This is a genomic window from Arthrobacter sp. 2RAF6 (assembly GCF_052115205.1).
Lineage (GTDB): Bacteria > Actinomycetota > Actinomycetes > Actinomycetales > Micrococcaceae > Arthrobacter.
Genome location: NZ_JBFRGF010000004.1, coordinates 92779 through 118693 on the forward strand (window position 1 = coordinate 92779; position 25915 = coordinate 118693).

At 64.8% G+C, this 25915-nt stretch carries 25 protein-coding genes; 13 read left to right on the forward strand and 12 right to left on the reverse strand.

Annotated features, from left to right (window positions below):
• Positions 1-103: 103 nt before the first annotated feature.
• From AB4Z38_RS04075 to AB4Z38_RS04090, 4 genes are all read right to left on the reverse strand, one after another.
• Positions 104-1327, reverse strand: a complete 1224-nt coding sequence (locus tag AB4Z38_RS04075) for a L,D-transpeptidase (RefSeq protein ID WP_441428705.1) — start codon at positions 1325-1327, stop codon at positions 104-106.
• A gap of 187 nt (positions 1328-1514) precedes the next feature.
• Positions 1515-2996, reverse strand: a complete 1482-nt coding sequence (gene ahcY, locus AB4Z38_RS04080; RefSeq protein WP_441428525.1) for an adenosylhomocysteinase — start codon at positions 2994-2996, stop codon at positions 1515-1517.
• Between the two features lie 40 nt (positions 2997-3036).
• Positions 3037-3261 carry a Trm112 family protein gene (locus tag AB4Z38_RS04085; protein WP_441428526.1) on the reverse strand — a complete coding sequence of 75 codons (225 nt, stop codon included), beginning with the start codon at positions 3259-3261 and terminating at the stop codon, positions 3037-3039.
• Positions 3262-3425: 164 nt separating this feature from the next.
• Positions 3426-3821, reverse strand: a complete 396-nt coding sequence (locus AB4Z38_RS04090) for a DUF3499 domain-containing protein (protein WP_441428527.1) — start codon at positions 3819-3821, stop codon at positions 3426-3428.
• 76 nt (positions 3822-3897) lie between these two features.
• Here AB4Z38_RS04090 and AB4Z38_RS04095 point away from each other — a divergent pair, with 76 nt between their 5' ends.
• Positions 3898-4416 carry a metallopeptidase family protein gene (locus tag AB4Z38_RS04095; protein WP_441428528.1) on the forward strand — a complete coding sequence of 173 codons (519 nt, stop codon included), beginning with the start codon at positions 3898-3900 and terminating at the stop codon, positions 4414-4416.
• Here AB4Z38_RS04095 and AB4Z38_RS04100 read toward each other — a convergent pair.
• Genes AB4Z38_RS04100 through AB4Z38_RS04110 form a run of 3 tightly spaced genes read right to left on the reverse strand, consistent with a single transcriptional unit; the run spans position 4410 to position 9938 of the window.
• Positions 4410-6053 carry a DUF5719 family protein gene (locus tag AB4Z38_RS04100; protein WP_441428529.1) on the reverse strand — a complete coding sequence of 548 codons (1644 nt, stop codon included), beginning with the start codon at positions 6051-6053 and terminating at the stop codon, positions 4410-4412. The two genes, AB4Z38_RS04095 and AB4Z38_RS04100, sit on opposite strands and share 7 nt — an antisense overlap.
• A complete protein-coding gene (locus tag AB4Z38_RS04105) occupies positions 6046-9393 on the reverse strand; it encodes a glycosyltransferase (RefSeq protein WP_441428706.1) in 3348 nt (1115 codons plus the stop codon). Before AB4Z38_RS04105 ends, AB4Z38_RS04100 begins: the two co-directional genes overlap by 8 nt.
• Complete coding sequence (locus AB4Z38_RS04110) at positions 9393-9938, reverse strand: WhiB family transcriptional regulator (RefSeq protein ID WP_441428707.1); 546 nt, start codon at positions 9936-9938, stop codon at positions 9393-9395. Before AB4Z38_RS04110 ends, AB4Z38_RS04105 begins: the two co-directional genes overlap by 1 nt.
• Positions 9939-10303: 365 nt before the next feature.
• Here AB4Z38_RS04110 and AB4Z38_RS04115 point away from each other — a divergent pair, with 365 nt between their 5' ends.
• The gene (locus tag AB4Z38_RS04115; protein WP_441428530.1) at positions 10304-11002 is read left to right on the forward strand and encodes a TIGR03089 family protein; all 699 of its coding nucleotides are present in this window, start codon (positions 10304-10306) and stop codon (positions 11000-11002) included.
• Here AB4Z38_RS04115 and AB4Z38_RS04120 read toward each other — a convergent pair.
• Entirely contained in the window at positions 10989-11561 is a 573-nt protein-coding gene (locus AB4Z38_RS04120) for a GtrA family protein (RefSeq protein ID WP_441428531.1), read from the reverse strand. The genes AB4Z38_RS04115 and AB4Z38_RS04120 overlap by 14 nt on opposite strands.
• Positions 11562-11734: 173 nt before the next feature.
• Between AB4Z38_RS04120 and AB4Z38_RS04125 the strand changes: the two genes are divergently transcribed.
• The 4 genes from AB4Z38_RS04125 (at position 11735) to AB4Z38_RS04140 (ending at position 15769) form a co-directional block, all read left to right on the forward strand.
• Entirely contained in the window at positions 11735-12922 is a 1188-nt protein-coding gene (locus AB4Z38_RS04125) for a 5-(carboxyamino)imidazole ribonucleotide synthase (protein ID WP_441428532.1), read from the forward strand.
• Positions 12919-13512, forward strand: a complete 594-nt coding sequence (gene purE, locus AB4Z38_RS04130; RefSeq protein ID WP_441428533.1) for a 5-(carboxyamino)imidazole ribonucleotide mutase — start codon at positions 12919-12921, stop codon at positions 13510-13512. Before AB4Z38_RS04125 ends, purE begins: the two co-directional genes overlap by 4 nt.
• A gap of 67 nt (positions 13513-13579) precedes the next feature.
• On the forward strand, positions 13580-14830 hold the full coding sequence (manA, locus tag AB4Z38_RS04135; protein WP_441428534.1) for a mannose-6-phosphate isomerase, class I: 1251 nt from the start codon (positions 13580-13582) through the stop codon (positions 14828-14830).
• Between the two features lie 3 nt (positions 14831-14833).
• Positions 14834-15769 (forward strand): lipid II:glycine glycyltransferase FemX, encoded by a 936-nt coding sequence (locus tag AB4Z38_RS04140; protein WP_441428535.1) that lies wholly within the window; start codon positions 14834-14836, stop codon positions 15767-15769.
• A 24-nt stretch (positions 15770-15793) separates the two neighbouring features.
• Here the strand turns inward: AB4Z38_RS04140 and AB4Z38_RS04145 are convergent, their stop codons facing one another.
• Both AB4Z38_RS04145 and glpX read right to left on the reverse strand, forming a co-directional pair.
• Positions 15794-16747 carry an endonuclease domain-containing protein gene (locus tag AB4Z38_RS04145; protein ID WP_441428536.1) on the reverse strand — a complete coding sequence of 318 codons (954 nt, stop codon included), beginning with the start codon at positions 16745-16747 and terminating at the stop codon, positions 15794-15796.
• Between the two features lie 140 nt (positions 16748-16887).
• Complete coding sequence (gene glpX, locus AB4Z38_RS04150) at positions 16888-17907, reverse strand: class II fructose-bisphosphatase (RefSeq protein WP_171983398.1); 1020 nt, start codon at positions 17905-17907, stop codon at positions 16888-16890.
• A gap of 204 nt (positions 17908-18111) precedes the next feature.
• On the opposite strand from glpX, the gene AB4Z38_RS04155 reads away from it, so the two are divergent.
• From AB4Z38_RS04155 to AB4Z38_RS04180, 6 genes are all read left to right on the forward strand, one after another.
• Positions 18112-18831 carry a DUF4245 domain-containing protein gene (locus tag AB4Z38_RS04155; RefSeq protein ID WP_441428537.1) on the forward strand — a complete coding sequence of 240 codons (720 nt, stop codon included), beginning with the start codon at positions 18112-18114 and terminating at the stop codon, positions 18829-18831.
• Between the two features lie 9 nt (positions 18832-18840).
• Complete coding sequence (locus AB4Z38_RS04160; RefSeq protein ID WP_441428538.1) at positions 18841-19455, forward strand: carbonic anhydrase; 615 nt, start codon at positions 18841-18843, stop codon at positions 19453-19455.
• Positions 19456-19554: 99 nt separating this feature from the next.
• The gene (locus AB4Z38_RS04165) at positions 19555-20991 is read left to right on the forward strand and encodes a class II fumarate hydratase (protein WP_236816259.1); all 1437 of its coding nucleotides are present in this window, start codon (positions 19555-19557) and stop codon (positions 20989-20991) included.
• 131 nt (positions 20992-21122) lie between these two features.
• A complete protein-coding gene (locus AB4Z38_RS04170) occupies positions 21123-21791 on the forward strand; it encodes a TetR/AcrR family transcriptional regulator (RefSeq protein WP_441428539.1) in 669 nt (222 codons plus the stop codon).
• On the forward strand, positions 21788-23500 hold the full coding sequence (locus tag AB4Z38_RS04175) for an MDR family MFS transporter (RefSeq protein WP_441428540.1): 1713 nt from the start codon (positions 21788-21790) through the stop codon (positions 23498-23500). Before AB4Z38_RS04170 ends, AB4Z38_RS04175 begins: the two co-directional genes overlap by 4 nt.
• A 99-nt stretch (positions 23501-23599) precedes the next feature.
• Complete coding sequence (locus AB4Z38_RS04180) at positions 23600-23800, forward strand: hypothetical protein (protein WP_441428541.1); 201 nt, start codon at positions 23600-23602, stop codon at positions 23798-23800.
• Here AB4Z38_RS04180 and AB4Z38_RS04185 read toward each other — a convergent pair.
• Together AB4Z38_RS04185 and AB4Z38_RS04190 are read right to left on the reverse strand one after the other, a co-directional pair.
• Complete coding sequence (locus tag AB4Z38_RS04185; protein ID WP_441428542.1) at positions 23788-24261, reverse strand: NUDIX hydrolase; 474 nt, start codon at positions 24259-24261, stop codon at positions 23788-23790. The genes AB4Z38_RS04180 and AB4Z38_RS04185 overlap by 13 nt on opposite strands.
• 149 nt (positions 24262-24410) lie before the next feature.
• Positions 24411-24992, reverse strand: a complete 582-nt coding sequence (locus AB4Z38_RS04190; protein WP_441428543.1) for a prepilin peptidase — start codon at positions 24990-24992, stop codon at positions 24411-24413.
• Between the two features lie 59 nt (positions 24993-25051).
• On the opposite strand from AB4Z38_RS04190, the gene AB4Z38_RS04195 reads away from it, so the two are divergent.
• Positions 25052-25822, forward strand: a complete 771-nt coding sequence (locus AB4Z38_RS04195) for a hypothetical protein (protein ID WP_441428544.1) — start codon at positions 25052-25054, stop codon at positions 25820-25822.
• Positions 25823-25915: the final 93 nt, after the last annotated feature.

Here is a 25915-nt window from a genome sequence, read left to right on the forward strand (position 1 = left end):
TGCAACTCCACATCCCCCGGCAGAAAGCCAGCCCCCAAGACTGACCCGCCAAGTCTACCGGGGGTGCCGATGCGTCCCGGACAGTGCCGCTAGGCGCGCCCTGTCAATTGGCGTATTGCGCCCAGGGGATGTTCCAGTCGCCGAAACCGTCATCGTAGTTGGCGTAGTCACCCTGGGTATTGACCACCTGGACGACGTCTCCGGTTGTCATGTTGTCGTACACCCATTTCGCCCCGTCCGGTCCCAATCCGATGCAACCGTGGGAGAGGTTCGTGACGCCGATGTACGGCAAGGCCGAGTCCGTGGCTTGGTGGATGAACTCGCCGCTGGGTGTCAGGCGCGTGGCGTAGTTGACGTCAAGCTGTCCGTAGTATGCCGGATCCCCCGGCTTGAGGCCGATGGTAGAGGCGTCCATGTGTTCTACCCGGTACTTTTCCATGAGCACCAAGTACCCGCGCGCGGACGGGAATCTTGTGTCGCCCATGGTGTCCGGCCATTGGCCCACCTGCTGGTCGTTGACACTGACAGTGAACGTGTGGGCTACCGCGTCGGCAACGGCCACCTTCTTATCGCCGATCTTGAAGGTATTCGTCTTGTTGAAGTTGCCGATCTGGCCGTTGCCGAAGTCCACCCCGAACAGCTTGAGGTCCACCGTGACGGTGCTGTTCGCTGCCCAGAAGTTCTCCGGACGGTAGCGCACCATGGTGTCGCTGAACCAGTGGAAGGCCCCGACCTGGCCCGACGTGGAGGTGACCTTGATGGCCTTCTCGACGGCGGCTTTGTTGACCACGGGTTCACTGAACGTGAGCTGGAGAGGCTGCGCCACGCCTACCTTCGCGCCGTCCAGGGGGTACATGGCGGCGTCTGCCTCGTTCTGCGTGGAAACCGTCGTGAAGGATCCGGTTTTCGACGTTGCGCGGCCGGCAGCATCCGCAACGGTGTAGTTGAAAGTGTAGGAGGAGTTGAATTCGAGGGGCGTGGATGCGATCCAGCTCAGTCCATCCGGGGTCAACGCACCGTCAACGGTCTTTCCCTGGGAACTCGTCAAGGAGACCCTGTCCAGGGTTCCGTCCTTGACGCTGATCGTGACGGGCGCAGCCGGGTTCACTTGCTTTGCGCCGCTCGCAGGCGAGGCAACCACCGTGGCAGGCTTCACGACGGGCAGCACTGCCGCCGCCTCGCTGCGTTCACCTGAAGATCCCTCCGACTCGATTGCCGCACTGGCCGCATGCGGGGCCACTGCGGCAAAAGTGCCACTGAGCGCGGCAATGAGGCAGACAACCACGATCCAGGCCACCTTGCGGAACCTGCTTCGCTTCGTCGGCATAGTGTCCGCCTGCTCGAAAGTGTCCGCTTGCTCGCCGTCGGGATTAAGACCCATTCCTGTTTTCTCCAAAACTCACGCCCCCAAAAAACTCACGCCCCACATCCGCATCCTAAAGGGCGCGGCTTGATATTGGCTGGGAGCGCGCCTGTCGGCGTGCTCCCAGCCGGTGTTCTCAGTACCGGTGTTCTTAGTACCGGTAGTGTTCCGGCTTGTATGGCCCGGCAACGTCAAGGTCCAGGTACTCCGCCTGCTCCTTGCTGAGCTCGGTCAATTCCACGCCCAAAGCATCCAGGTGCAGGCGGGCGACCTTCTCATCGAGGATCTTGGGCAGCACGTAGACCTGGTTCGAGTATTCGCGCTCGGACTCGGGCTGGTCCTTCTTGGTCCACAGCTCGATCTGGGCGATCGTCTGGTTTGCGAAGGAGTTGCTCATGACGAACGAGGGGTGGCCGGTGGCGTTGCCCAGGTTCAGGAGGCGGCCTTCTGAAAGCACGATGATCGATCGCTCTTCGCGGCCGTCGGCTACGGGGAACACCCACTCGTGCACCTGCGGCTTGATTTCCACCTTCTGGACGCCGGGGACCTTTGCCAGTCCGGCCATGTCGATCTCGTTGTCGAAGTGACCAATGTTGCCTACGATCGCCTTGTTCTTCATGCGGAGCATGTCGGAGGCCATGATGACGTCCTTGTTGCCGGTAGTCGTGATGAAGATGTCGCCCTGTTCCAACACCGAATCCAGCTTGGCCACCTGGTAGCCGTCCATGGCTGCCTGGAGCGCGCAGATGGGGTCGATCTCCGTCACGATCACGCGCGAACCCTGGCCGCGAAGAGCCTCCGCGGCACCCTTGCCGACGTCGCCATAGCCGCAGACGACGGCGACCTTGCCGCCCATGAGGACATCCGTGGCGCGGTTGAGGCCGTCCGGCAGGGAGTGGCGGATGCCATATTTGTTGTCGAATTTGCTCTTTGTCACCGAGTCGTTGACGTTGATGGCCGGGAAAAGAAGCTTGCCCTGTTCGGCGAGCTGGTAGAGACGGTGCACCCCCGTGGTGGTTTCCTCGCTCACTCCGCGGATCCCGGCAGCGATGCGGGTCCACTTCTTCGGGTCGGCGGCAAGGCTCTTCCGCAGCACATCAAGGACGAGTGCATACTCTTCGGGATCGCTTTCCATGGGAGTCGGCACCGCACCCGCGGCTTCGAATTCGACGCCCTTGTGGACCAGCAACGTGGCGTCGCCGCCGTCGTCGAGGATCATATTGGGGCCCAACGCCGGGTTGGCGTCCGCGCCCGGCCAGCTGAGGATCTGCTCCGCGGTCCACCAGTATTCGTCGAGGGTCTCGCCCTTCCAGGCGAACACGGGAACACCCTGGGGATCCTCGACGGTTCCCTTGCCGACCACGACGGCGGCAGCGGCCTCGTCCTGCGTGGAGAAGATGTTGCACGAGGCCCATCTGACCTCGGCGCCGAGGGCCGTCAGCGTCTCGATGAGCACCGCGGTCTGCACGGTCATGTGCAGGGATCCCGCAATGCGTGCGCCCTTGAGCGGCTGGCTCGGACCGAATTCGGCGCGCAGCGACATGAGGCCCGGCATTTCGTGCTCGGCCAGGCGGATCTGGTGGCGGCCGGCTTCAGCCAGGGAGATGTCTGCAACCTTGTAGTCGAAAGTCATGGAAGTCCTTTGGAAGTACCGAATGGTCAAGTCAGGGGGCTCAGGCGTCGCGGGGACCGTCGTGCTGGTCCGAGGCCGCGGCATTGGCGGCGGCCAGCAGCTCCGGGGGCAGCAGCAAGGGGATTCCGTCCTGGATGGCATAGCGGAGCTTCTCACCCGAGGCGGCCGCCGTCGTCGAGACAAGTTCCTCGCCGTCCTGCTCCAGCGGGGACCCGGTGACTGGGCACCGCAGGATGGACAACAAATCAGGACTGACCTTTGGCATGGTTGAAGCTCCCTGGATGGCATCTCGCGGACGCCGCTTTGGACAGATATGGCAGCTTCCAGAGTACAACCCGGGGCGCAGCGCACGGTGTCACAAAGCTTGTCACACAGGGAGCGGCGACACATAGGGCCACACGAGGTGCGGTTCCTGTTGCCCGGGGTGTTTCAGGAAGGATCGCGCAGGATGCGCAGGTGGCGCCTGGTTCCCTCTGCAGGGACCGGTCCGTCAAAGGGGGCGCGGATTGTGCGCTGTTCCGACGCGGCCGGCGCCGATGCGGCTTCGCGCACGGCGTTCGCCAAGGCAAGGAGATCGTCCGGCCCTGGCTGGGGCGGGGAGGACGGCATCGCGAGCCGCATGACTTCCCAACCCCTCGGCACGGTCAGTGACTCGGCATGCTGCGCGCACAGATCGTAGGAATGCGGCTCGGCATACGTGGCCAACGGACCCAGCACCGCCGTGGACTCGGCGTAGACGTACGTCAAAGTAGCCACCGCGGATTGGCGGCAGGCTGATCTGGAACACTGACGAATTGCACCCGCAACATCCCAGATTAGCCGCACTTCGCCGCGGCGCGGTGCATTGCCTCTTTGCGGGCATTATGTCGCGTTGGCGGAATCACGGGTCTAGAGTCGATATATGCAGTCACAGCACCACGTTCCGGGCTTCACAGTCCATTTGTCCGACACCGGGGACAGCCAGGAAACGACGACGGCGGGCACGTCCGCACGCGGCTTCAGGGAGCGCCGAAGGAACCGCCACGGGCGGGGATTGCGGGGGGAAATCATCCTTCCCAACCTTCCCGGCTACCGGACGCGTGCCGAAAGGTTCGACGACCTCGTGCTCGATTCCGCCGAGCGACTGCAGGACATGTGGGGCAAACGGCTCGACGGCGTCGCGTTCGCCGTCGACGAGATCCCGCCGAACCTTGAGCAACTGGTGGCCGAGGGAACCGCGGCACCGCTGGGTTCATACTCCCCGGCAGCCCACGGCGCAGGACCCGTCATCACTATCTATCGCCGCGTCGTCGAGCACACCACCGGCGGCCGCGAGGACCTCCAGGACCTGGTGCACGACGTCGTCGTCGAGTACACCGCCGAGATGCTCGGAGTGCCGCCGGAGACCCTGGACCCCGTTTACCGCCGTCGTTATCAGTAACCCAGCGTGACCTGTACTTTTTCGTGGCCCGCAGCGCCATCCTGGATGGTCAGGACCGAAACGCCGGGTTGCTCGCCCTGGCCAAGCACGAGTGCGCCGTAGGCCGCGTCACCTGCTGCCGACACGATGTAGCCCGAAACCGCGGCGCCGTCGGACTTATCCGGAATGCCGATGACCGCGGTGGTCCCTCCGGCGATATCGACCGTTTGCGCCTTGTGTACCTTGCCGTCCGAGGTGACCGGCGTGTAGCTGACCGTGGCCCTGCCCGTCGGCACGCCGAAACTTAGGAAGCGGGTTCCGCCTTGGGGCACCGCCATCACATGCTGGCTACCCAAACGGACCGCGGCCGGAGACCAGGCGAAATCAACGGGATCCTCGGCCTTGAGCCCCCGCGTTACGCGGGAGGACGCTGCGAAGGAAACATCCGAAGCAGCACTCACGGTATACATGCCGGCCGGAACACCCGTGAGCGGCACTTCGGTGACCGAACCTGCTTTGGCGGTCACCGCTCCCCCGCCGGACAAAGCGCGCTGGCCGTTCGGCCCGAACAAACGCACGTCCACCACGGCGTCCACCGGGCCGGGGACCGCGATCTGCAAGGCGGGAACGACGTCGGCAAAGCCCGGCTTGTCCGCGAGTGACTTCACGGCGGCCGGGTCCTGGATGTCCACCCCGGTCATGACCTGGGAATCGGCAGCGGCGGCACCGGGAGTAATGAGCTCGACACCACCGGCGGTAAGGCCCCGGAGAACGCTCTGCTGGATGGTTGCCGCGACCGGACCGCCACTGCTGCGCAGATGCACCGAGAGCTGGCCCTCGTTCGGTGCCAGTCCGGCCAAGTTGATGGACCGGGTAGCTCCCGGCGAAACCAGCAAGCCTCGGCTGTCCGGGGCTTGGATCTGTCCATGGGCACCGAACAGCTCGAGATTGACGGTAGCCGGCGTGCCCGAGGCATTGCTGATGTTCAAAACCGCCGTTCGTCCCAGGGCGGTGTTTGCTCCCAGGAGCCATGAATCGTTGACCGGCTGCTGGCAGGGTGCCGCAGCCAGTCCGCGGAGGTCGCCGTCGCTCGCGGTGTAGCTCATCAAGCCCGCTACGGCGGCCTTCTGGCCGCTGATGGGATCGGCGCCCACCACGGTGACGTCGCCCGCGGGCCTCTGGGCCACGACGCCGGCGTTCAGCACGGGAGGCCCCGACGCCGGGGGTTGGGCGGCGGCGGGGGGCTTGGCAATGTCGGCGATTGCTGAGCCACCGAGCGAGGCGACGTTGCTCCCGGGAACGGATCCGGAGGCGTCACTGAGCACCACCGCATCCAGGAAGCTCTTTGCCGAACGCGAAACAGGGCTGAACTGGCTGTCGGTGCCGCTGGCGGTTCCCTCGGGGAGACGGGGAGGCGCCGGACATACTGCGGTTGTGCCGCCCGCCGGGACATCCGCGAGGGACATGTCCAGCGTTTTGCTTCCCGACGGGGAGGGCAGGATGGATGCTGCCGACACCATCCCGCTCCCTGCGGCAAGGAGCAACGTCGCGGAAAGCGCTCCCAACACAACGGCGTTGTTCTTCTTCCCGGCTTTGCGCTGGCCGCGCTTTCCCGACCCCGCTCTGAGCTCGGGTGCCGGGCCTTGGTTGTCAGACACTGCTGTACTCCTTACGGAGGGAGTTTTGTTCCTTCAGGAGGCCGGCCTTCGGCCTGCGGGCAGGCATGGGGATGGCCAGCAGGACGGTCAATCCAATCACTACGGCCTGAAGAATGCTGAGCCAAGGCTCCCAAACGGTGGTGTAGCGGATCTCGATCTGGCCGCCTGTAGACGGCAAGGTAAATGCTTGGGCCCATCCGGACGTCGTCGGGCTTAGTTGGCGGCCATCCAACCAAGCGCTCCAACCGGCGTCTGCCCGCTCAGCGAGCACTAGCAGGCGTCCGTCCCCGCCTGCCGGGATATTGCCGGCGGCAGAGGTTCCGAAGGAGGGCAAGAGCGCAACAACGGCACCCTTGGCATCCACCACCCTGACGCGGTGCGCCGTCTCGGCGTCGGCTGCGGCGGCTTGGTTGAGCGGCGTGACCCGCCACAGCCACCCCGAATCGGTTTTGCCCACAGCCACCAGGCCCGGAACGGAATCGATCCGGTTGGCCGTCAGCTGGGCAGCGGTGTCGGCTGACTTCAGAACCACGAATCCGGCACCGAGCTGCTCAAGGCCGGGCCGGGGGTCTACGCCTGTTCCCGCGACAATCGTGGCAACGGCGTTCCGGATGGACGCGGTAGCGTCGTCGTCGGCCACGAGGCGTTCCTGTCCGGGTGATCCCGCAATGGAACGTCCCGCAGCAATAGTCGAGAGCGAGTCCAATGTGGTGCCGGCTCCGCGCATGAGGGATGACGTGTAGCCACCGTTCTCACCGGCGGTGATGACCAGCGTACGGGTCTGTTCCGGCCCTTGGCCGTGGTCGACGGCGGTGGCCGGCAAGGTGCCCTGCCCTGAGGGCTGGACCAGGCGCGGCGTGCCAAGCGCCCCGCTGGCCGAAGCCGAGGTGTCTGAGCCGGCCAGGACATTCTGGGTTGCCCACAGGCCCATGCTGGCCAGGGGGCCGGCAATAAGGAGAAGCGTTGCTACAGCCGAGACGATTCGCACTGCCGCGCGCTGGACCGGGCGGCCCTGCTCTGCCTTGGCTTTCAGCTGGAGGAGGTTATCGGCGCCGATCAGCGCCGCTCCCAGGAACGCGAACCCGGCGGCGGAAACGGCCGGCCCCGTGAAGGGTGCGACGAGCAGGTTGCCGTCGACACCAGTTGCCACGTGTCCGGCGAGCCATGCCCAGGCGAGGAACAAAAGGGCCCCGGCCCAGAGGAAACGCGTGACGCGCGACCGCCGCCCGGGCACAAAGAGAGCGGCAATTGACAGGAGCAGGAGCGGAGCACCAAGCAGCAGGGCAAGCGCCAGCGCCCACGGAATACCCGACGGGCCGAATAATCCCAGGCCGGCCAAACCGCCGTTGACGTCGAATTTCAACGGTTGGCCAAGCAATTGCTGCCATAACGGTGCGGCTTCGAACCCCAGCGGGAGGCCTGGATCGGCCAGCATGGTGCGGGGTCGTTCAAGGACCGAGAGGACGTACGGTGCAAAGAGCGCGGCGCTCGGAAGGAGTGACCACCAAATGGTCCGCCCGCGGCGTCCCAAGGCGATGCCGCAAAAAACAACGAGGACGGCAAAGGGAGGCAGCAGGGACGGCGCAGAGGCCGTCACCACGGCCAGCGCCAGGCCGGCCGCGGCGGCAGCCGTCCACGACGGAGTGCCGTTGACGCCCGGCTTGCCCGTCAACGGCTTGGCTGCGGCGTTGCCGGATGGCTGGATCCGATGGTGATTCTGTTGCTGGTCCAATGTAGTGCCCCGCCCCAGGGCCGATCCGGTGGCCCGGAGGAGGGCGAGCACCAGCAGGGGCATCGCGACGTGGGCCACGAGGGCGCCGGCCCTTCCCTGGTTCAATGCGACTTGGAGGGCCGGCGCTCCGGCCCAGATCAGCGCCGCAATGAAACGGTAGCGGCGCAGCGTGGTCATCGCGCCCGCGGCGAACCAGGCGCCCAGGCCTGACAGCGGCATGGCCAGCAACAACAGCCACACGATGGCTGTGCTGGAGTCGCCTCCCCCGAGCAATGACGCAAGCCACAGGATGTAGGCGAAAGGATCCCCATGTCCGGCCAAGCCGGCACCCAGGCTGATCCACCAAGTGGACGCGGACCGCCAGATGTCGCCAGCGGTGGACAACGGCAAGAGGCCTCCGCCTGTCACCCCGTTTGCCCCCACCAGCCCCAGCAGCCCCACGATGGAAGCGGCCAGCGCAACAAATCCGGCGGTCACTGCGCCCGTTCCGATCCAACCTCGCTCATTCGTCGCGAGGGCTACGAAATCGTCACCGGCGTCGCCGCTCGGTTCCGGAGCCAGGGAATCCGTCTCCTGGAATTCGTCTGCGCCTATCGCCTCGACGAGGGAGCGGCGGTGGGCCCAGACCTCGCGTCGCGGAGTCTGCAGGCCCTTGACCATTGACCGTGGCACGCGTCGCGTCCGGGCCGCGTTCCGCCTTGAACGCCAAACCGCCCCGGGACGGCCGAGCGCAGCAACGGTCGCGCCAAGCTGGGAAATTCCGTGACCGGGCTCTTTGACCAGGATGCTCACGACGAGCCTGACCATGCTCCCGAGCAACGCACCGAGCGCGTGCAGCGGAACTTTCCACGGCGAAGCGTGGGTGAGCCTCAAATGGACTTCGCTCTTTCGTGCGGCCGCGGGTGTCGCCAGGCTGTGCGGACGGTGCTCCACATGGAACATGCGCGCCGCCGGAACCACCACAACCCTGTTGCCGCCAAGCCAGTTGCGCCAGCAGAAATCAATGTCGTCTCCTATGCCCGGAAGCGCGGGGTCGAAGCCGCCCAGCTGCTCCCAGGCATCGCGACGGATCAGCATGCCTGCGGAATTCACCGCGAAAGTGTCCGTGCGCCCGTCGTACTGGCCCTGGTCGAGTTCGTCGGCTTCAATGAGCGTCAGCCGTTCGGCCCAACGGCTCGTGGACAGGCCGGCGTCGATAAGCCTGCGTTCCGCGTTCCAGGCCAACTGCTTGCAGCCGGCCACGGTGACCGAAGGAGCGCGTTCGACTGCCTGAAGCAGCTCGGCGAGCGCGTCCGGGGCGGGAGCGGCGTCGTCGTGCAACAACCAGATCCACTCCACGGTGCCCTGCTCCTGCGAAGGAGCGGAACGGGCCAGGCCGGCCATGACGGCCGCACCGAAACCTACTCTGTGCTCGCCAGTGCTGGTGACATGGGCCTTGCCGAGGGCCCGCTGCAGCAACGCGGCGGACTTGTCGCGGGAGCCCGTATCAATGCCAATGGCGGCATCTGCCGGACGCGTCTGGTCCAGCAGAGCCGCCAGGGTTCTGGGGAGATAGTTACCGCCGTCATGCGAGACGACGACGGCGGTAACGTGTACTGCTTTGAGAATCAGACCGCTCGCTTCCTCAGCCTGCGGCGTTCACGCTCGGAGAGCCCGCCCCAGATTCCAAAACGTTCATCGTTGGCGAGTGCGTATTCAAGGCACTGCGAACGGACATTGCACGCACCGCAAACCTTTTTGGCATCCCGCGTGGAGCCGCCCTTCTCGGGGAAGAACGCCTCCGGGTCCGTCTGGGCGCACAAGGCGTCCGTCTGCCAGCCGAGTTCGCCTTCATCGTCGAAGTCCCTCTGGCCCGGAAGCCCGATCCACGCCGGCTGGGCCGGGTTGTCGAGCGGACGGCGCAGCTCCATGGGAGGATCGTCGAGATCGTCCTCCGGATCTGCCGGCGCCCCTCCCACAAGAGCCTCGTGGGCAGCCAGAAGAGCTGTTGCTTCGTCTTCCAACGACTCCCGAGTGCTCTCGATATAGCGGTCCGCCGCCTGCGGATCTGCCGGATCAACATACCAATCCCCCGGAACTTCGCGCGACCGGTACTTCACCGACGCATATTCCGCGACGACTGCATCTTCCTGGATACGCAACGCTTGCCCCATGGCGTCCCTCCTGATGTGTGCAGCTGCTGCCGTGCTCATTCGGTACTCGGTTATGTACCCGATACTCCCGCAGCGGCGTTCGATATCTAATTACACGCGTGTAACTACCGTGCCGTCAAGCCGCGCCGGGATAATAATCAACTTTCCGTACTAACTACCGCCACGCCACGCCCGCGACTTTTTCACCCCATCCGCGCGCCCCCGGCGAAAAACGGAAGCTTCACATCACTTAAGATGCATTTTCATTGAATTTCAGGGAAATCACCCGACCCCTCGAGCGCCGCGCTGTCACCGCCCCCTGGCCCCATGTGTTGCAATTCACACGTCCCGGCGCCGGGCCTGGCGCCCCGTGGCAAGATGTAGCCATGAGCACCCCCGCGATGAACCTGATGGCAGCCCTGCGTTCCGGACACGCCACATCCCCACGCCTGACCTGGTACGGACCGGACGCCGAACGCGTGGAGCTCTCAGGGCGCGTCTTGGACAATTGGGTGGCCAAGACCAGCAACCTGCTCCAGGACGAGTTCGACGCCGAACCAGGCATGAGCCTTCGCCTGGACCTGCCGGCCCATTGGAAGTCCCTCGTGTGGGCGCTTGCCGGGTGGCAGCTGGGGATGGAGCTGGTGCTCGACGGCGGCAGCGCCGACCTGCTTGTGACGGACACCCCCGACGTCGGTGCCGGAGCCGGCTTTGACGCCGTCGTCGCCGTGCCGCTCGCGGCACTCGCGATGCGCTGGCCCGGAGAGCTGCCGGTCGGCGTCGTGGACTACGCGGCTGAAGTCCGCTCCCACGGCGACGTGTTCATGGCGCACGCCGAACCGGACGCGGCAATGCCTGCCCTGCGCCGCCCTGAAACCGGACACTCGCACAGTGAATTGCTGGACGGCTTCGCCAAGGAACATGACGCCGGCGTTCGCCTGCTGGTCCGCGCGGCCGACGGTTTGGAGTCGGCCCTCGCGGACGCACTGGGTGCGTGGAACAAAGATGGTTCAGTAGTCCTGGTGCACCCCGACGTTGACGTCACCCAGCACCTGCTGGACAACGAGCGCGTCAGCGGCGCTTGACCGCGTCTTCGCCTTCATCGGAACCGGCCGCGGCGCCAGCGGCATGGATGGCCTTGGCCTTGGCCCTGTGGTGGGCTTCGATGATCTCGTGGTCATGCGAGAAGGCCGGCTCTTCGTCGAGCTCCTTGTTGAACACCAGGAAGCGGTAGGCGAAGAAGCGCACAACGGTCGCCACGAGGATGCCGACGACTCCGGCAGCGAACAGGACATTCTTGTCCTGGATGTTCATGCCGTATTTGGCAATGGCGGTCAGGCCGGTGGAGATACCGATGCCAATGCCGTTGATGATGATGAACATCACGAACTCGCGCACCACGTTCGCCTGGCGGCGGTGGCGGAAGGTCCAGAAGCGGTTGGCGATCCAGGAGAACACCGTGGCCACGGTGGCACCGACGAAACGGGCCTTCGCCTCACTGTCCGACATCGGGCCGTGCATGAGATAGTAGGTCAAGCCGTTATCTATGACGAACGCAACACCGCCGACAGCGCCGAACTTCGCTACTTCGCGCCAAAAGAGCGAGGCGAGCCCGCGCATGCGATCTGCAAGTGTGTTGATCATGACCCTCCGTGGCCGTTGTTCTAGGGGGCCGATGGGCCGAAGGTCCCATTTTAGCTCCGATTCCTTGGAGCTTGCCGAATTATTCGGCGCCACCAGCCTCGCACCGACCCTGCACGGGACCCGGCGGCGGGCAGAATCAAGGAACCAGCCGCTGGTTCGGTAGGCTGAACCTTGTGACTTTTCCTGTAATTGGCGTGGTGGGCGGCGGCCAGCTCGCACGAATGATGGCCCCGGCCGCAACCGCCCTTGGCTTTGAACTCCGGGTCCTTGCCGAAGGTGAGGACGTTTCCGCGGTCCAGGCCGTGGCAACGGCTCCTATTGGCGACTACAAGGACCTCGCTGCCCTCCTTGAGTTCTCGGAGGGCTTGGACGTCATGACGTTCGACCACGAGCACGTCCCCACCGAGCACCTGAGGGCGCTGATCGAGGCCGGAGTCAACGTCCAGCCCGGCCCCGATGCCCTCGTGCACGCGCAGGACAAACTCGTGATGCGCGCCGCGATCGACCGCTTGGGACTCCCCAATCCGGCGTGGGCTGCCGTCCACGGCGTCGAAGACCTCGTGGCTTTCGGCGAGCAGACCGGCTGGCCAATCGTCTTGAAGACCCCCCGCGGGGGCTATGACGGCAAGGGCGTGCGCATCGTCCATTCCGCCGACGACGCCCGGACTACCACGGACTGGTTCGAAGCCATGAGCCCGCTATTGGCCGAAGAGAAGGTCGACTTCAGCCGCGAGCTGTCCGCGCTCGTTGCGAGGACCCCCGACGGCGAATCCCGCGCCTGGCCGGTAGTCCACACCGTCCAGGTCGACGGCGTCTGCGACGAAGTGATTGCACCGGCCCAGGACATTCCCGTGGAGGTCGCTGCGGCAGCCGAAGAAGCAGCGCTGCGAATCGCCAATGAACTCGGAGTCACGGGCGTCATGGCGGCGGAACTCTTCGAAACGCCCGGCGTCGGAGTCGGGTTCCTGGTCAACGAACTCGCCATGCGGCCGCACAACACCGGCCACTGGACGCAGGACGGCTCGGTCACCAGCCAGTTTGAACAGCATTTGCGCGCAGTGCTCAACCTCCCGCTCGGTGCCACCGACGCCTTGGGCGCCTTGGTTGTCATGAAGAACTTCCTGGGCGGCGACAATCAGGATCTCTACAGCGCCTACCCCAAGGCCCTCGCCTACGAACCGGCGGCAAAGGTCCACTGCTACGGCAAGTCCGTGCGCGCAGGCCGAAAGATCGGGCACGTGAACCTCGTCGGCAACTCAACGGCAGACGTCGACTCCATCCGACACCGCGCCACCGTAGTGGCCGACATCATCCGCAACGGCCGCATGCCGGCCGAGACCACCTCCGGAGAAACCGCATGAGCGCAGAAAACATGGATGCCGAAAACGCGGGTGCCGCGAACGCAACCCCTATCGTAGGACTCGTCATGGGCTCCGACTCCGACTGGCCCGTCATGGAAGCTGCGGCGGACGCCCTGGCCGAATTCGGCATCCCCTTCGAGGCCGACGTCGTCTCCGCCCACCGCATGCCCACGGAGATGATCCGCTACGGCCAGACCGCCCATGAGCGCGGCATCCGCGTCATCATCGCCGGAGCGGGCGGCGCAGCCCACCTGCCGGGCATGCTCGCTTCCGTCACCCCGCTGCCCGTCATCGGCGTCCCGGTCCCGCTCAAGACCCTGGATGGCATGGATTCCCTGCTGTCCATCGTTCAGATGCCCGCCGGCGTTCCCGTGGCCACCGTCTCCATCGGCGGCGCCCGCAACGCCGGCCTCCTGGCAGTGCGCATGCTGGCGTCCGGAACCGATGAGCTGGCCGTCCGGCTTCGCGGCAAGCTGCTCGAATTCGCCCAGGAGCTCAACAACACCGCCACCGAAAAAGGGGCCCGGCTCCGCGACAAGGTCGCCGAAGTCTTCTCCACCGCGAACGTCTCCGCCCGGAGCAACCGCTAAGCGACCGGGCAGCCGCTAAGAGGTCATCCCCGAAAGAACCCTCCCGCAATGACAAGGATCCCCTGCCGTGTACAAGCTTGAGAATGTTCTCCGCCCCTACGCATGGGGATCGACGACGGCGATCGCCGCTCTGCTGGGAAGGCCTGCCTCGGGCGGTCCGGAGGCGGAGTTGTGGATCGGAGCGCACCCCGGCTCGCCCTCGGTGGCAAGCCGTCCGGACGGGTCTTCGGTCGCCTTGGACGCCCTGATCAGCGTGGATCCCGTGCACTTCCTTGGTGAAACGAGCGTGGCCGAATTCGGTCCCCGCTTGCCGTTCCTCACCAAGCTCCTTGCGGCGGACAAGCCCCTGTCCTTGCAGGTCCACCCCCGCCTGCAGCAGGCCAGGGACGGCTTTGCGAAGGAAAATGCCGCAGGCATGGCGGCGGACGCACCCGGGCGCAACTACCGCGACGACAACCACAAGCCGGAGATGATCTTCGCGCTGACCCCGTTTCACGCCCTTTGCGGTTTCCGTCCGGCCGCCGACTCCCAGCGCGTCTTCGAGCACCTCGCGACCCTCCTGGACCTTGCCGCCGTCGACGTTCCCGACGTCATCACGGGAGTCATCGCGGACCTCTCCGGGTCTGATGAGGCCTCGGCACTGAAAGCTGCGTTCACCCGGCTGATTACCGGCGGGGATGCCGTCTCCGCGGCCACCGATCAGGTGGTTTCCATCCTGAACTCGGGCGCGCCGATGGGTCAGCACGCCGGGGAACTCTCCACATTGGTGGAGATCAACAGTGAGTTCCCGGGCGATCCTGGTGTCCTGATTTCCTTGCTCTTGAATCTTGTTTTCCTGTCCCCGGGCGAATCGGTGTACCTTCCGGGCGGAAATGTCCACGCCTACCTGAAAGGCCTCGGCGTGGAGGTGATGGCGGCTTCGGACAACGTGCTCCGTGGCGGCCTCACCCCCAAGCACATCGATGTTCCCGAACTCCTGAAGACCATCGAATTCGCTTCCCTCGGCGTACCGCGCATCGAGCCCAGGACCTCGGGATTCGGCCAGGATCTGTATGTGCCGCCTTTCCGGGAATTCCAGCTCCAGCGCATCGAGTTGGCTCCCGGAGCGGAACCGGTGCCGATGGCGCAGTCCGGTCCCGCCGTCGTCGTCGTGGTTTCCGGTTCCGTCGTGCTCGACTCCCCCAAGAGCGAGCTCGCGGTGGAGCGCGGCGGGAGTGCGTTCATCCCGGCATCCGAAGAGCCTGTCATGGTGCACCCGGTTGCCGGCGCAACGGGAACCAGCGTCGCCTTTGCCGTCACAACAGGCCTCGGGAACTAAACGGTGGAGTACTTCCTGCAGACGCCCGCATGGGCGTCCTTCCAGCGTTCCCTCGGCCGCACCGTGCACGAGGAGTCCGGCCCGGGTTGGCGTTTCCTCGCTGTGGAGGAAAAGAACCCCGCAGGCAAGGTTATCTACACGCCTTACGGACCCGTGGCCGATTCGTTGGAGGCCTTTGACGAAGCCGTAGCCGCACTTGTGGAGATCGCGCGCCGTAGCCGGGCGGTGTTTGTCCGGATGGAACCCGTCACCGCCGGGTTCGGAGCCGACGACGCCGGTGCGGTACTGCGGGAACGCGGCCTGCAGCCGGCGCCGTCCAACCAGCAGCCGGAATTGAGCTGGATTGTGGATCTGGACGGCGATTTCAAGGACGTCCTCGCGGGCATGAAACCCACCAACAGGAACCTGTACCGCAACATCCACAAGAAGGGTGTCACCTTCCGGTCCTCGCAGGATCCTGAAGAGATCTCGGTGCTTCTCGACTTCCTGCACATGACTGCTGCACGCAACGGTTTCAAACCCCAGAGCGACGACTATCTGAGCTCGGTGGCCCGCTCCCTCATGCCAGCCGGTGCCGGCACCCTGTTCATCGCCGAACTCGAGGGCGAGCCCATTGCGGCCGCCCTGGCGTACGACTCCGCCGACACGCGCACCTACGCCCACGCCGCGCTCGATGACACCCACCGCAAGCTGAGCGCGGGCATTCCGTTGCTCGTGACGCTCATGGCGGATGCCAAGGACAAGGGACTCAAGCACGTGGACCTGTGGGGCGTGGCCCCGGAGGACGAGCCCGACCACAAGTGGGCCGGATTCACTGCCTTCAAGAAGTCCTTCGGCGGCCGCGAAATCGCCTACCCGGGCACGTGGGACCTTCCCGTCAACAAGTTCCGCTACGGGGCCTACCAAGTGGCCCGGAAGCTGCGCGAAAAGCTCCGCTGACGCGCGAACTGGCAGCAGATGCCCTCAAAATCCGATTTTGCGGGCATCTGCTGCCAACTCGCGGCCAGCCCACAGCGCCCGGCGGACTTTCTCCACCACTTCCGGCCGGGGCCCGAGCAAATCCTCATGGTGGACCCGGACTTCGCGCCAACCGAGTCGTTCGGTCAGCGCCTGGCGCCTGATGTCCCTCTGGTACTGCTCAGCTTCCCCGTGATGCCGCCCGTCGTACTGGAGGGAGACCCGCTCCTTGAGGTAAGCGGCATCGGGCCACACAGCGGGAGCGCCCCACTCGTTGAAGATGACGTGGTTCAGCGTGGGTTCAGGCAACCCTGCATGCAGCAACATGAGGCGCATTTGCGTTTCCTGCGGCGAATCCGCACCGACTCGAACCAGATCCAGGGCCAGCCGGGCCTTGCGGACGCCTCGCATACCGGGATGGGCTGAGACCATCGCCTTTAAATCCCCAATGGTCGCCAAGGCCTCGCGCGGCCTGGGATGTTTTTCCCCGTGCTCGACGACGATCGAGTCGCCCGCCGCGACAATGTCGTCGATCCTCATCACTTGGGCCAAGTCGAGCCACGTCCGGGCAGGCGAAGTGAGCCGGACGCCGTCGAGCACTATCACTTCACCCGGTTTGAACGTGAGTTGATGCCCAACAACATTCCGCCTCCGTGGTTTCCACCTCTCGCCCGGGCGAGCCAAGTGGATCCGCCAGTCCTCTTCAAGCGCTTTGGACAAACTGATGCCATGGATCCGAGCCGCGGATCCATGGCTCAGGCAACATTCGGGGTCGAGCTCGATATAACCCCGCAAGTGCTCCGCGACCGTTCCCGTGCAGTGCAACGGCAGGCGCAGTCCCCGGGACAACGTGACAATGCCGTCGCGCCGCAATTGCTTCTGGCTCAATCCGAGGGCCTCAGCTGCCGACGCCGGAAAGGAACCGTTTGGAAGCTGCGGGGGCATCGGAGTCCGGGACATACTCAATTCTTGCCCGGCTTCGAGCCCTAAATTGAGTTATCCACAGGAGGAATTCCACGGCTTAACGCGAACTGGCAGCAGATGCCTCCAAAATTCGATTCAGAGGGCATTTGCTGCCAGTTCGCGCGGGACGGTAGATCCTACTTGCGGGCGTAGCCTTCCCACTTGCTGGCCTGGTGCTCGCCATCTACAAAGCGGATGGTGCCGGACTTGGAGCGCATGACGATGGACTGGGTCAGGACCTTGTCCTTGGAGTAGCGCACACCCTTGAGGAGGTCGCCGTCGGTGATGCCGGTCGCTGCGAAGTAGCAGTTATCGCTCGTGACGAGGTCGTTCGTGGAGAGGACGCGCTCGAGGTCGTGTCCGGCGTCGATGGCCTTCTGCTTCTCGTCGTCGCTCGTGGGCCACAGACGGCCCTGGATGACACCGCCGAGGGACTTGATGGCACATGCTGCAACGATGCCTTCGGGGGTGCCGCCGATGCCCATCAGGGCGTCGACGCCGGTGCCGGAACGTGCGGCGGCGATGGCGCCTGCAACGTCGCCGTCCATGATGAACTTGGTGCGGGCGCCGGCCTCGCGGATTTCCTCCACCAACGGGCGGTGGCGGTCGCGGTCGAGGATCATGACGTTGAGCTGGTTGACCTTGACGCCCTTGGCCTTGGCGATCAGGTGCAGGTTCTGCTTCACCGGCAGGCGAAGGTCCACCATGTCAGCGGCTTCGGGGCCCGTGACGAGCTTCTCCATGTAGAACACGGCTGAGGGATCGAACATGGTGCCGCGTTCGGCAACTGCCAGTACGGCGAGGGCGTTGTTGATGCCCAGGGCAGTCAGGCGCGTTCCATCGATGGGGTCGACGGCGACGTCGCACTCCGGTCCGGTGCCGTCACCGACGTGCTCGCCATTGAAGAGCATGGGGGCTTCGTCCTTTTCACCCTCGCCAATGACAACGACGCCGTTGAAATGGACGGTGTGGAGGAAGGAGCGCATGGCGTCAACGGCGGCGCCGTCTGCCTTGTTCTTGTCGCCGAATCCAACCCAGTGGCCGCCGGCAATGGCGGCAGCTTCGGTAACCCGGACAAGTTCGAGGGCCAGGTTGCGGTCCGGCTCATCGGTCCCGACGGCGAGCGCCGGCGAAATCGTGGAATACTTCTGGGACATTGGCGCTGGAGACACGTGAACCTCTTCTTCGATGACGCGATTCGTGGGACCAGGAATGGCTGCGCTTGGCGGCCTGAATGATTCCTCTACAAGAGATCATAGTCGGGGCGGGGCGCCACGGTCATGGGATGACCAACTCCCGGAACGCCCCTTGCGCGGACCGGCCGATGTGTATTAGCCGCTTGGATAGGAGACTATTGGAGCGTGAGTGAAACGCAAGACAAAGCAATTGCCGCCGCCCCGTCCAACAACGGAGGCACCGGGGCAGCTGGCACCGACGACGCCGGTCAGCCTGCCGTTAAGCCCGTTATCGCGGCGAAAGCAGCCAAAAGGGCCAACGCGTCGGTCATTGGCATGCTCATCGCGTTGCTCCTCTGCGTTTTGGCGTTCCTGCCGATCGTGCTCATGAATCCGGCGCCGAAGAGCAACGGTTACAAGCCCGACGTGGATGTGGCCGCAACCGCTGCCAACGCGAAAGATGTGGCGGGTTTCACACCCGTGGCGCCTAATACCGGCGACACATTTAGTCCGAACTACGCCCGCTGGGTATCCGGGACCGGCGACGGCGTACCCACGTGGGAGGTCGGATACGTCACTCCCAAGCAGGCGTTCATCGGAATCGTCCAGACCCGGAAGGCCAATCCAACGTGGATTTTCCAGCAGGCCGGCAGCGCTCCGGTGACCGGCACGCGCAGCGCCGGCGGCCACGACTGGGAGCTCCATGACACGGCCAAGGGCAACCGCAGCATGGTCCTCAACTACCGCGGCACCACCATCATCCTGAGCGGCAGCGCAGGACTGGACGAGTTCTCCACCTTGGCCGCAGCCGTGGTCAAGGCAATGGACGCAGCTCCTTTCGCTTCCGCCGACGCGAGCACGAAGCCGGGCGACACAGTTTCGCAGCCTGCCACCGCAAAGCCGTAAAGTAGCGCCGTGGCTACCTATCTGACTCCTGCCCTTGCCTGGCGCCGTCTGCGCGAAGGAAACGAACGCTTTGTCGCCGGGGAATCCTTGCACCCCAACCAGGACGCCTCCCGCCGGAACTCCCTTGTTGAGGACCAGCATCCATTTGCCGTGATCTTCGGCTGCTCGGATTCCCGCCTGGCTGCCGAGATCATCTTCGACCTCGGCCTGGGCGATGCCTTCGTGGTCCGCACGGCCGGGCAAGTGATCGACGACGCCGTCCTTGGTTCGCTGGAATACAGCATCTCCCAGCTGCATGTTCCGCTCATCGTGATTCTTGGCCACGACAGCTGCGGCGCCGTGACCGCGACCAAGACTGCCGTCGAGACCGGTGAGATGCCCGCAGGTTTCATCCGTTCCCTCGTGGAGCGCATCACGCCTTCCGTCCTCACCGCAATGCGCAACGAGCAGACGGACGTCAACGAGATGGTGGTGGAGCACGTCAAGCAGACAGCCCGCCGCCTGGCCGACAGTTCCCGTGTGATTTCCGACGCGATCGACGACGGCCGGGCCGCCGTCGTCGGGCTTTCCTACAAACTGGACGAAGGCCGCGCTGCGCTTGTTTCCGGGATCGGCAAGCTCTAAGCGGGATGCCGGGCCGCCCCCCGAAGGGGCGGCAAGCGGCGGCCGTAGCTTTGCTCCACCGGTTTTCGGTCAAGCGGCTGCTCGCCATAAGCTAGCCCCATGACTTCCACTCAAGAATCCAACACGGCCGAGTTCCGTATTGAACATGACACGATGGGCGAAGTTCGCGTTCCCGTGAACGCCCTGTACCGCGCCCAGACGCAGCGCGCCGTGGAGAACTTCCCGATCTCCGGCAAAACGCTCGAGCGCGCACACATCGAGGCCCTGGCCCGCGTCAAGAAGGCCGCGGCCCTGGCGAACGCTGAACTGGGAGTGCTCGACGGCGAGCTCGCCGAGGCGATTGCCGGCGCTGCCGACGAGGTCGCCGCCGGAAAGTACGACGGCGATTTCCCCATTGACGTCTTCCAGACCGGCTCTGGTACGTCGTCCAACATGAACACGAACGAGGTCATTGCCGAGCTGGCGACGCGTGCCCTCGCGGCCGCCGGGAGCGACAAAGTTGTCCACCCGAACGACCACGTCAACGCTTCCCAGTCCTCCAACGATGTCTTCCCGACGTCCGTCCACGTCGCCGCGACGTCGGCCCTGATCAACGACCTGATCCCGGCCCTCGACTACCTTGCAGCTTCCCTGGACCGCAAGGCCGTGGAGTTCAAGGACGTCGTCAAGTCCGGCCGCACCCACCTCATGGATGCCACTCCCGTGACCTTGGGCCAGGAGTTCGGCGGCTACGCCGCCCAGGTCCGCTACGGCATCGAGCGCATCAACGCAGCCCTCCCCCGCGTCGCCGAGGTCCCCCTGGGCGGCACCGCGGTCGGTACCGGCATCAACACCCCGGAAGGCTTCCCGGAGCGCGTCATCGAGCTCCTCGCAGCCGACACCGGCTTGCCGCTGACCGAGGCACGCGACCACTTCGAAGCGCAGGCCAACCGCGACGGCCTCATCGAGGGTTCCAGCCAGCTGCGCAACATCGCGATCTCCTTCATGAAGATCAACAACGATCTCCGCTGGATGGGTTCCGGCCCCAACACGGGACTTGGCGAAATCTCCATCCCGGACCTCCAGCCCGGCTCGTCGATCATGCCGGGCAAGGTCAACCCGGTCATCTGCGAAGCATCGATCATGGTCTGCGCCCAGGTCATCGGCAACGACACCGCCATCGCCTGGTCCGGTACCAACGGCGCGTTCGAGCTCAACGTCGGGATCCCCGTCATGGCTGCCAACCTGCTCGAATCCATCCGCCTCCTGGCCAACACCAGCCGCGTCATGGCCGACAAGATGATCGATGGCATCACGGCCAACGTGGAGCGCGCCCGCTTCCTGGCCGAGGCTTCCCCGTCGATTGTGACCCCGTTGAACAAGTTCATCGGATACGAAGCAGCGGCAAAGATCGCCAAGAAGGCCGTCGCCGAGGGTTTGACCATCCGCGAAGCCGTGATCTCCCTCGGTTACCTCGAGCGCGGTGAACTGAGCGAAGAGCAGCTCGACAAGGCTCTCGACGTCACCACCATGACCCGCCCGGCCCACAAGGCCTAGCTTCCGCCCAGCCCGACAGGCCAGCCCGACGGCGGCCGGCACCTTTCCCGCGAAGGTGCCGGCCGCCGTCGTCGTTTCCGCCCATAGAAACCTTCTTGCACTTCTATTAGAAAAGTGCAAAACTTCACTTTGTGGAAAATAGTGCAACTAACGACGGCGGACTCCGGGAGCGCAAGCGCGCACAGACCCGCTCGGCGATCACCGCCGTCGCACGGTCTTTGACGGCCCAGCGCGGACTCAGCGGCTTCACCGTCGAGGAAGCCTGCGAAGAGGCCGGAATATCGCGGCGGACGTTCTTCAACTACTTCCACACCAAGGAAGACGCGGTGATCGGCTCGTTCTCCGACGAGCTTCCCGAAGAGGCGCTGGAGGCCTTCAGCCGAAACCCCGCCCGTGCCACCGGCACGATCTCCGACTCGCTGCTGTCCGCACTGCGCCACTTCACCCTGGCCGTCCTCGAGCGGTCCACCGTCAGCCCTTCGGAGATCCGCCAGCTCATCGCAGCAGTCACGGCCGAGCCCCAGCTCCTGGGCCGGTTGACCCGCGAAGGCGAAGTCCGCGAGCGCCAGTTCGCCGAACTCATCGCCGCCCGGGAAGGCCTCACCGCAGACCACCCCGGGATCATCATGGCCGCCGCGGTCTTCGGCGCGGTCACCAAGAAGACGAGCCAACAGTTCTTTTCCGAAGAGAACACCCGGCCGTACCGCGAATTGCTGGATCAGAACCTGAACGCAGCGCGCGCGCTCTTCGCCCAACCGCTGGACACCAACCCCGTCGAAACCCAGAAGGACCAACCGTGAGTACCACTCTCAAGACCATAGCGGCCGCACCGCTGCTCTTGACCCAGAGAAGGATCTGGATCATTTTCTCGGCGCTCATCGCCGGAATGCTGCTTTCCAGCCTGGACCAGACCATCGTGTCCACAGCCATGCCCACTATCGTCGGCAAGCTCGGCGGCGTGGAGAACCAGGCCTGGATCACCACGGCCTACTTGCTCGCCACCACCATCGTCATGCCGATCTACGGCAAGTTCGGTGACATCCTCGGCCGCCGGAACCTCTTCCTGATTGCCATCGGTTTGTTCACCGCAGCCTCCATCGGTTGTGCCTTCGCCACCGATTTCTGGGGCTTCGTGATTTTCCGCGCCGTCCAGGGCCTGGGCGGCGGCGGACTGATGATCCTGTCGCAGGCCATCATCGCGGACATCGTGCCCGCCAAGGAACGCGGCAAGTACATGGGCCCCCTCGGTGCCATCTTCGGCCTCTCCGCAGTGGCCGGTCCGCTCCTGGGCGGCTTCTTCGTCGATCACCTGACCTGGGAATGGGCCTTCTACATCAACATCCCCGTCGGCATTGCGGCGTTCACGATCGCCTGGTTCACGCTCACCCTGCCGAACAAGAAGGCCGAAAAGCGCATCGACATCATTGGAGTCTTGTTGCTGTCCGCTGCCACGGCCTGCCTGATCTTCTTCACTGATTTCGGCGGCAAGAAGGATCAGGGCTGGGACTCCCCGCTCACTTGGGCCTTCGGCGCCGGCATGGTGCTTGCTGCTTTCCTCTTCGTCCTCGTGGAGCGAAAGGCCAAAGACCCCATCATTCCGCTGAGCCTGTTCAAGAACCGGATTTTCATCAACGCAACGGCCATCGGCTTCACCCTGGGCTTGGGCATGTTCGCAGCGATCGCCTTCGTGCCGACGTTCCTGCAGATGTCCTCGGGCACCTCAGCCGCCGTCTCCGGCCTGCTCATGCTGCCGATGATGGTGGGACTCATGGGTACCTCGATCTATTCCGGTATCCGCATCTCGAAGACCGGCAAGTACAAGATGTTCCCGATCCTCGGAGCGAGCCTCACGATCGTTGCGATGTTGTGGCTCACTACGCTCACCGCGGCGACTCCGATCTGGGTCATCTGCATCCAGCTGTTCATCTTCGGCGCAGGCCTGGGCTTGATCATGCAGGTCATCGTCCTGGTGGTCCAGAACGCGGTCCCGGCCGAGCAGATCGGCACTGCAACGAGCACCAACAACTACTTCCGCGAGGTCGGGGCTTCGTTGGGCGTTGCCGTCTTTGGCTCGATCTTCACCACGCGGCTGGCCGAGTCCCTCACCAAGGCATTCACAGGCGCAGGGGCTTCCGCTGCACAGGCTGCACAGTCCACCAGCAAGCTTGATCCGCAGACCTTGGCCCAACTGCCGGTCCAGGTCAAGGACGCCATCATCAATGCCTATGCCGATTCGCTGGCACCGGTGTTCTGGTACCTGATCCCGTTCATCGCGGCCGCCCTCCTGCTCGCCATCACCCTCAAGCAGATCCCGCTCTCCGACACCGCCGGAATGGTGGCCCGGGGCGAGGCTGTGGGGGGCGAGGAGGCGGAACGCCTTGAAGCCGAACGCATCGGAGGATCCTCTGAGGGGTTCGTCGAGGGGACGGTCGACGGGTCCTTCGACGCAGACGCTGAGCCGGAGCCCGGCCCGGTGGGCGACAACGACGGTGAGCTCGCCCGGCGCTGAAGCCAGGACATGCCCGGCCGACAGGGGCGCCGCAATCTTTGGGGGTTGCGGCGCCCCTGTGGAGTCTGGCATAGGGTCGTCTGGCCTAGGCTGGAACCCATGAGCTCAGAGCCCGAAGAGTCCGCGAACATCAGCCCGGCCGTTCGATGGGGATTAGGGGCAGTCCTTTTCGGCCTTCTGGCCGTCTCCCTAGCCTCGGCCGAGGGCGAATGGTGGACCATCGTCGGCGGTGTTGCCTGCGGTGCCGCCGCGTGCCTCTTCGCTGCCCGCGCGATCGCCGCGGCCCGTCAATCGCGCTGATACGCGACGGCGGAGCCCGGCTCCAGGGCAAGCCGGATGGTTTCGCGGTGGCCGGCACTGATGTCAGGCAACTCGTCCAGGGCAAACCAGCCGACGGCGATTGACTCGTCGTCGTTGACGCGGGCCTCCCCTGAGACATAGCGGCATTTGAAGGCAATATCCAGGAAGTCGCACACGTCACCGTTGGGATACGTGACCGGGCCGATCACGCCGACCGCCAGGATGCGCTCGGTTTCGGCCACTACGGCAGTCTCCTCGAAGATCTCGCGGAGCAAACCCGGGGCCGGGTGTTCCCCTGGTTCCAGCATTCCGGTGATCAGGGTCCAACGGCCGTTGTCGGCCCGTTGGCACAGCAGGACCCGGTTCTCGGCGTCCAGGACCACACCCCGAACGCCGGGTAGCCACAGCGGGTCGTTGCCGATCTTCTCACGGATTTGCAGGATGAATTCCGGGACCGCCACGGCCTAGCCCGCTTTCGTTGAATCAGTCATCACCAACAAGAGCTCTGCCTCCGCTTCCGGATCGGATCCGCCAGTAGGGCGAGTATCCCACCGGCGATGCCCGAATGACAGCCGGCAAGGCTGCTCAAACCGCCGTCTCCGCTTTGCTCTCACGCGGGCAGGGCAAACATCGCCGCAGCGGCACCGGCCAGCATGAACGGCCCGAAGGGTATTGATGATTTCAGGGTTCCCCGCCGGGCAGCGAGGACTCCCAGGCTCCACAGCCCGCCGAAGAGAAACGCCGCAAACGTTCCGGCGAAAACATGCGGCCAACCCAGATAGCCAAGGTAAAGGCCGAGGACACCGGCCAATTTGACGTCGCCGAACCCCATCCCGGGCGGGTACACCAATCGCAGGATGAAGTAGAACACCCACAGCACCGCTCCCCCGGCCACGATTCCCAAGGCGGGCACCCCAAGGAAGGAGGCACCGCCGTCGGGCGCGGACCCTGCCGCTCCGGTGCTGAGGTTCCCTGCCGCTCCGCCGGCGAGGGTGACAGCTATCGCCGCGCCGAGCAGCAACACACCGGCGATGGCATAGGACGGGAACACGATCCGGTTGGGCAACAGGTGGTGACGGACGTCGATGACCGTGAGGCGGGCAGCCATGATTGCAAAGTACACACAAGCTGCGAGCAGCAGCCAGAAGGCCGGGAAGCTGGTCCCCCATAATTCGCCGAGTCGTCGGATCACCCTCGGATGCTATCGGTTTTCTCAAAGCTGCGCCGGTCACGCACCCTTAGACTGTGGATATGGGGCGCTACAGTGCAGAAATCAAGGGCAATGCCGACGCCGACATGTCCTCCACCTTCCGAAACCTCTGCCGTTCCTCCCCGTGGAAATGGACCAGCCTGAGGTTCGAATACGTGGACCTGCCGGGCAACACAGGAGCCACCGTGCGGGCCTGGCTGCGCCGGCCGGGAGCGCTTCGGCTCGAAACCCTCGACGGCGCGTTGCTGCATAGCACCACGGGCATCAACGACTCCCGCGACGGGCTTTACCTCGGTTCCAAGCGCAAGTCCTGGCTGTTGCCTGCCCATTTGGTGACCCCTGTGTACGACTCCGCCGGCTTGGTCCGCCGGCGCCCCGAGGCTGCGTACGGTGAACCGTCCTTCGGAAACGGTCGGCTCGCAGGAGCCCTCGATCCTGTGGAGCTCGCCGGGAATGCGCCAGTGCCGATGGAGTTTCCCGAGTCCAACCGGGTGTCATTCGGCCCCATTCGGGAAGTGGATCACGAGGGGCGCCCGGCCCTTGAAACCATCGCGACGCCGGGATCCAGCTACGTGGCATCTGATGCGGCAACGCCACTCTGTTTCCCGGGACGCACGCTCCTTCGGGTGGACTCGGGAACGGGCGTGTGCGTTTCCAGCCAATCGCTCGACGGCGATACCACCGGCCAGGGGCACTGGATGCGGATCCTGGGGGTGGACGAATACATGCTGGACGATCTGTTCCTCGCCGAATCGATGAACCTCACCGATGTCCGGAAGCACATCAGTTGGGACATCGGCCCCCATTCGTAAGAGCGGTCCCCCACAGGAACGCCCGCTCACATATACCCCCCTTTCGCCCAACGCCCGCTCACCAATACACCCCTCCCGCCCAACGCCCGCTCA

Excerpts from the sequence above, each read along its gene's own strand:
- AB4Z38_RS04075 (WP_441428705.1), bottom strand. The coding sequence starts at position 1,327 with ATGCCGACGAAGCGAAGCAGGTTCCGCAAGGTGGCCTGGATCGTGGTT.
- ahcY (WP_441428525.1), bottom strand. The coding sequence starts at position 2,996 with ATGACTTTCGACTACAAGGTTGCAGACATCTCCCTGGCTGAAGCCGGC.
- AB4Z38_RS04085 (WP_441428526.1), bottom strand. The coding sequence starts at position 3,261 with ATGCCAAAGGTCAGTCCTGATTTGTTGTCCATCCTGCGGTGCCCAGTC.
- AB4Z38_RS04095 (WP_441428528.1), top strand. The coding sequence starts at position 3,898 with ATGCAGTCACAGCACCACGTTCCGGGCTTCACAGTCCATTTGTCCGAC.
- AB4Z38_RS04110 (WP_441428707.1), bottom strand. The coding sequence starts at position 9,938 with ATGGGGCAAGCGTTGCGTATCCAGGAAGATGCAGTCGTCGCGGAATAT.
- AB4Z38_RS04115 (WP_441428530.1), top strand. The coding sequence starts at position 10,304 with ATGAGCACCCCCGCGATGAACCTGATGGCAGCCCTGCGTTCCGGACAC.
- AB4Z38_RS04120 (WP_441428531.1), bottom strand. The coding sequence starts at position 11,561 with ATGATCAACACACTTGCAGATCGCATGCGCGGGCTCGCCTCGCTCTTT.
- purE (WP_441428533.1), top strand. The coding sequence starts at position 12,919 with ATGAGCGCAGAAAACATGGATGCCGAAAACGCGGGTGCCGCGAACGCA.
- AB4Z38_RS04145 (WP_441428536.1), bottom strand. The coding sequence starts at position 16,747 with ATGTCCCGGACTCCGATGCCCCCGCAGCTTCCAAACGGTTCCTTTCCG.
- glpX (WP_171983398.1), bottom strand. The coding sequence starts at position 17,907 with ATGTCCCAGAAGTATTCCACGATTTCGCCGGCGCTCGCCGTCGGGACC.
- AB4Z38_RS04165 (WP_236816259.1), top strand. The coding sequence starts at position 19,555 with ATGACTTCCACTCAAGAATCCAACACGGCCGAGTTCCGTATTGAACAT.
- AB4Z38_RS04180 (WP_441428541.1), top strand. The coding sequence starts at position 23,600 with ATGAGCTCAGAGCCCGAAGAGTCCGCGAACATCAGCCCGGCCGTTCGA.
- AB4Z38_RS04195 (WP_441428544.1), top strand. The coding sequence starts at position 25,052 with ATGGGGCGCTACAGTGCAGAAATCAAGGGCAATGCCGACGCCGACATG.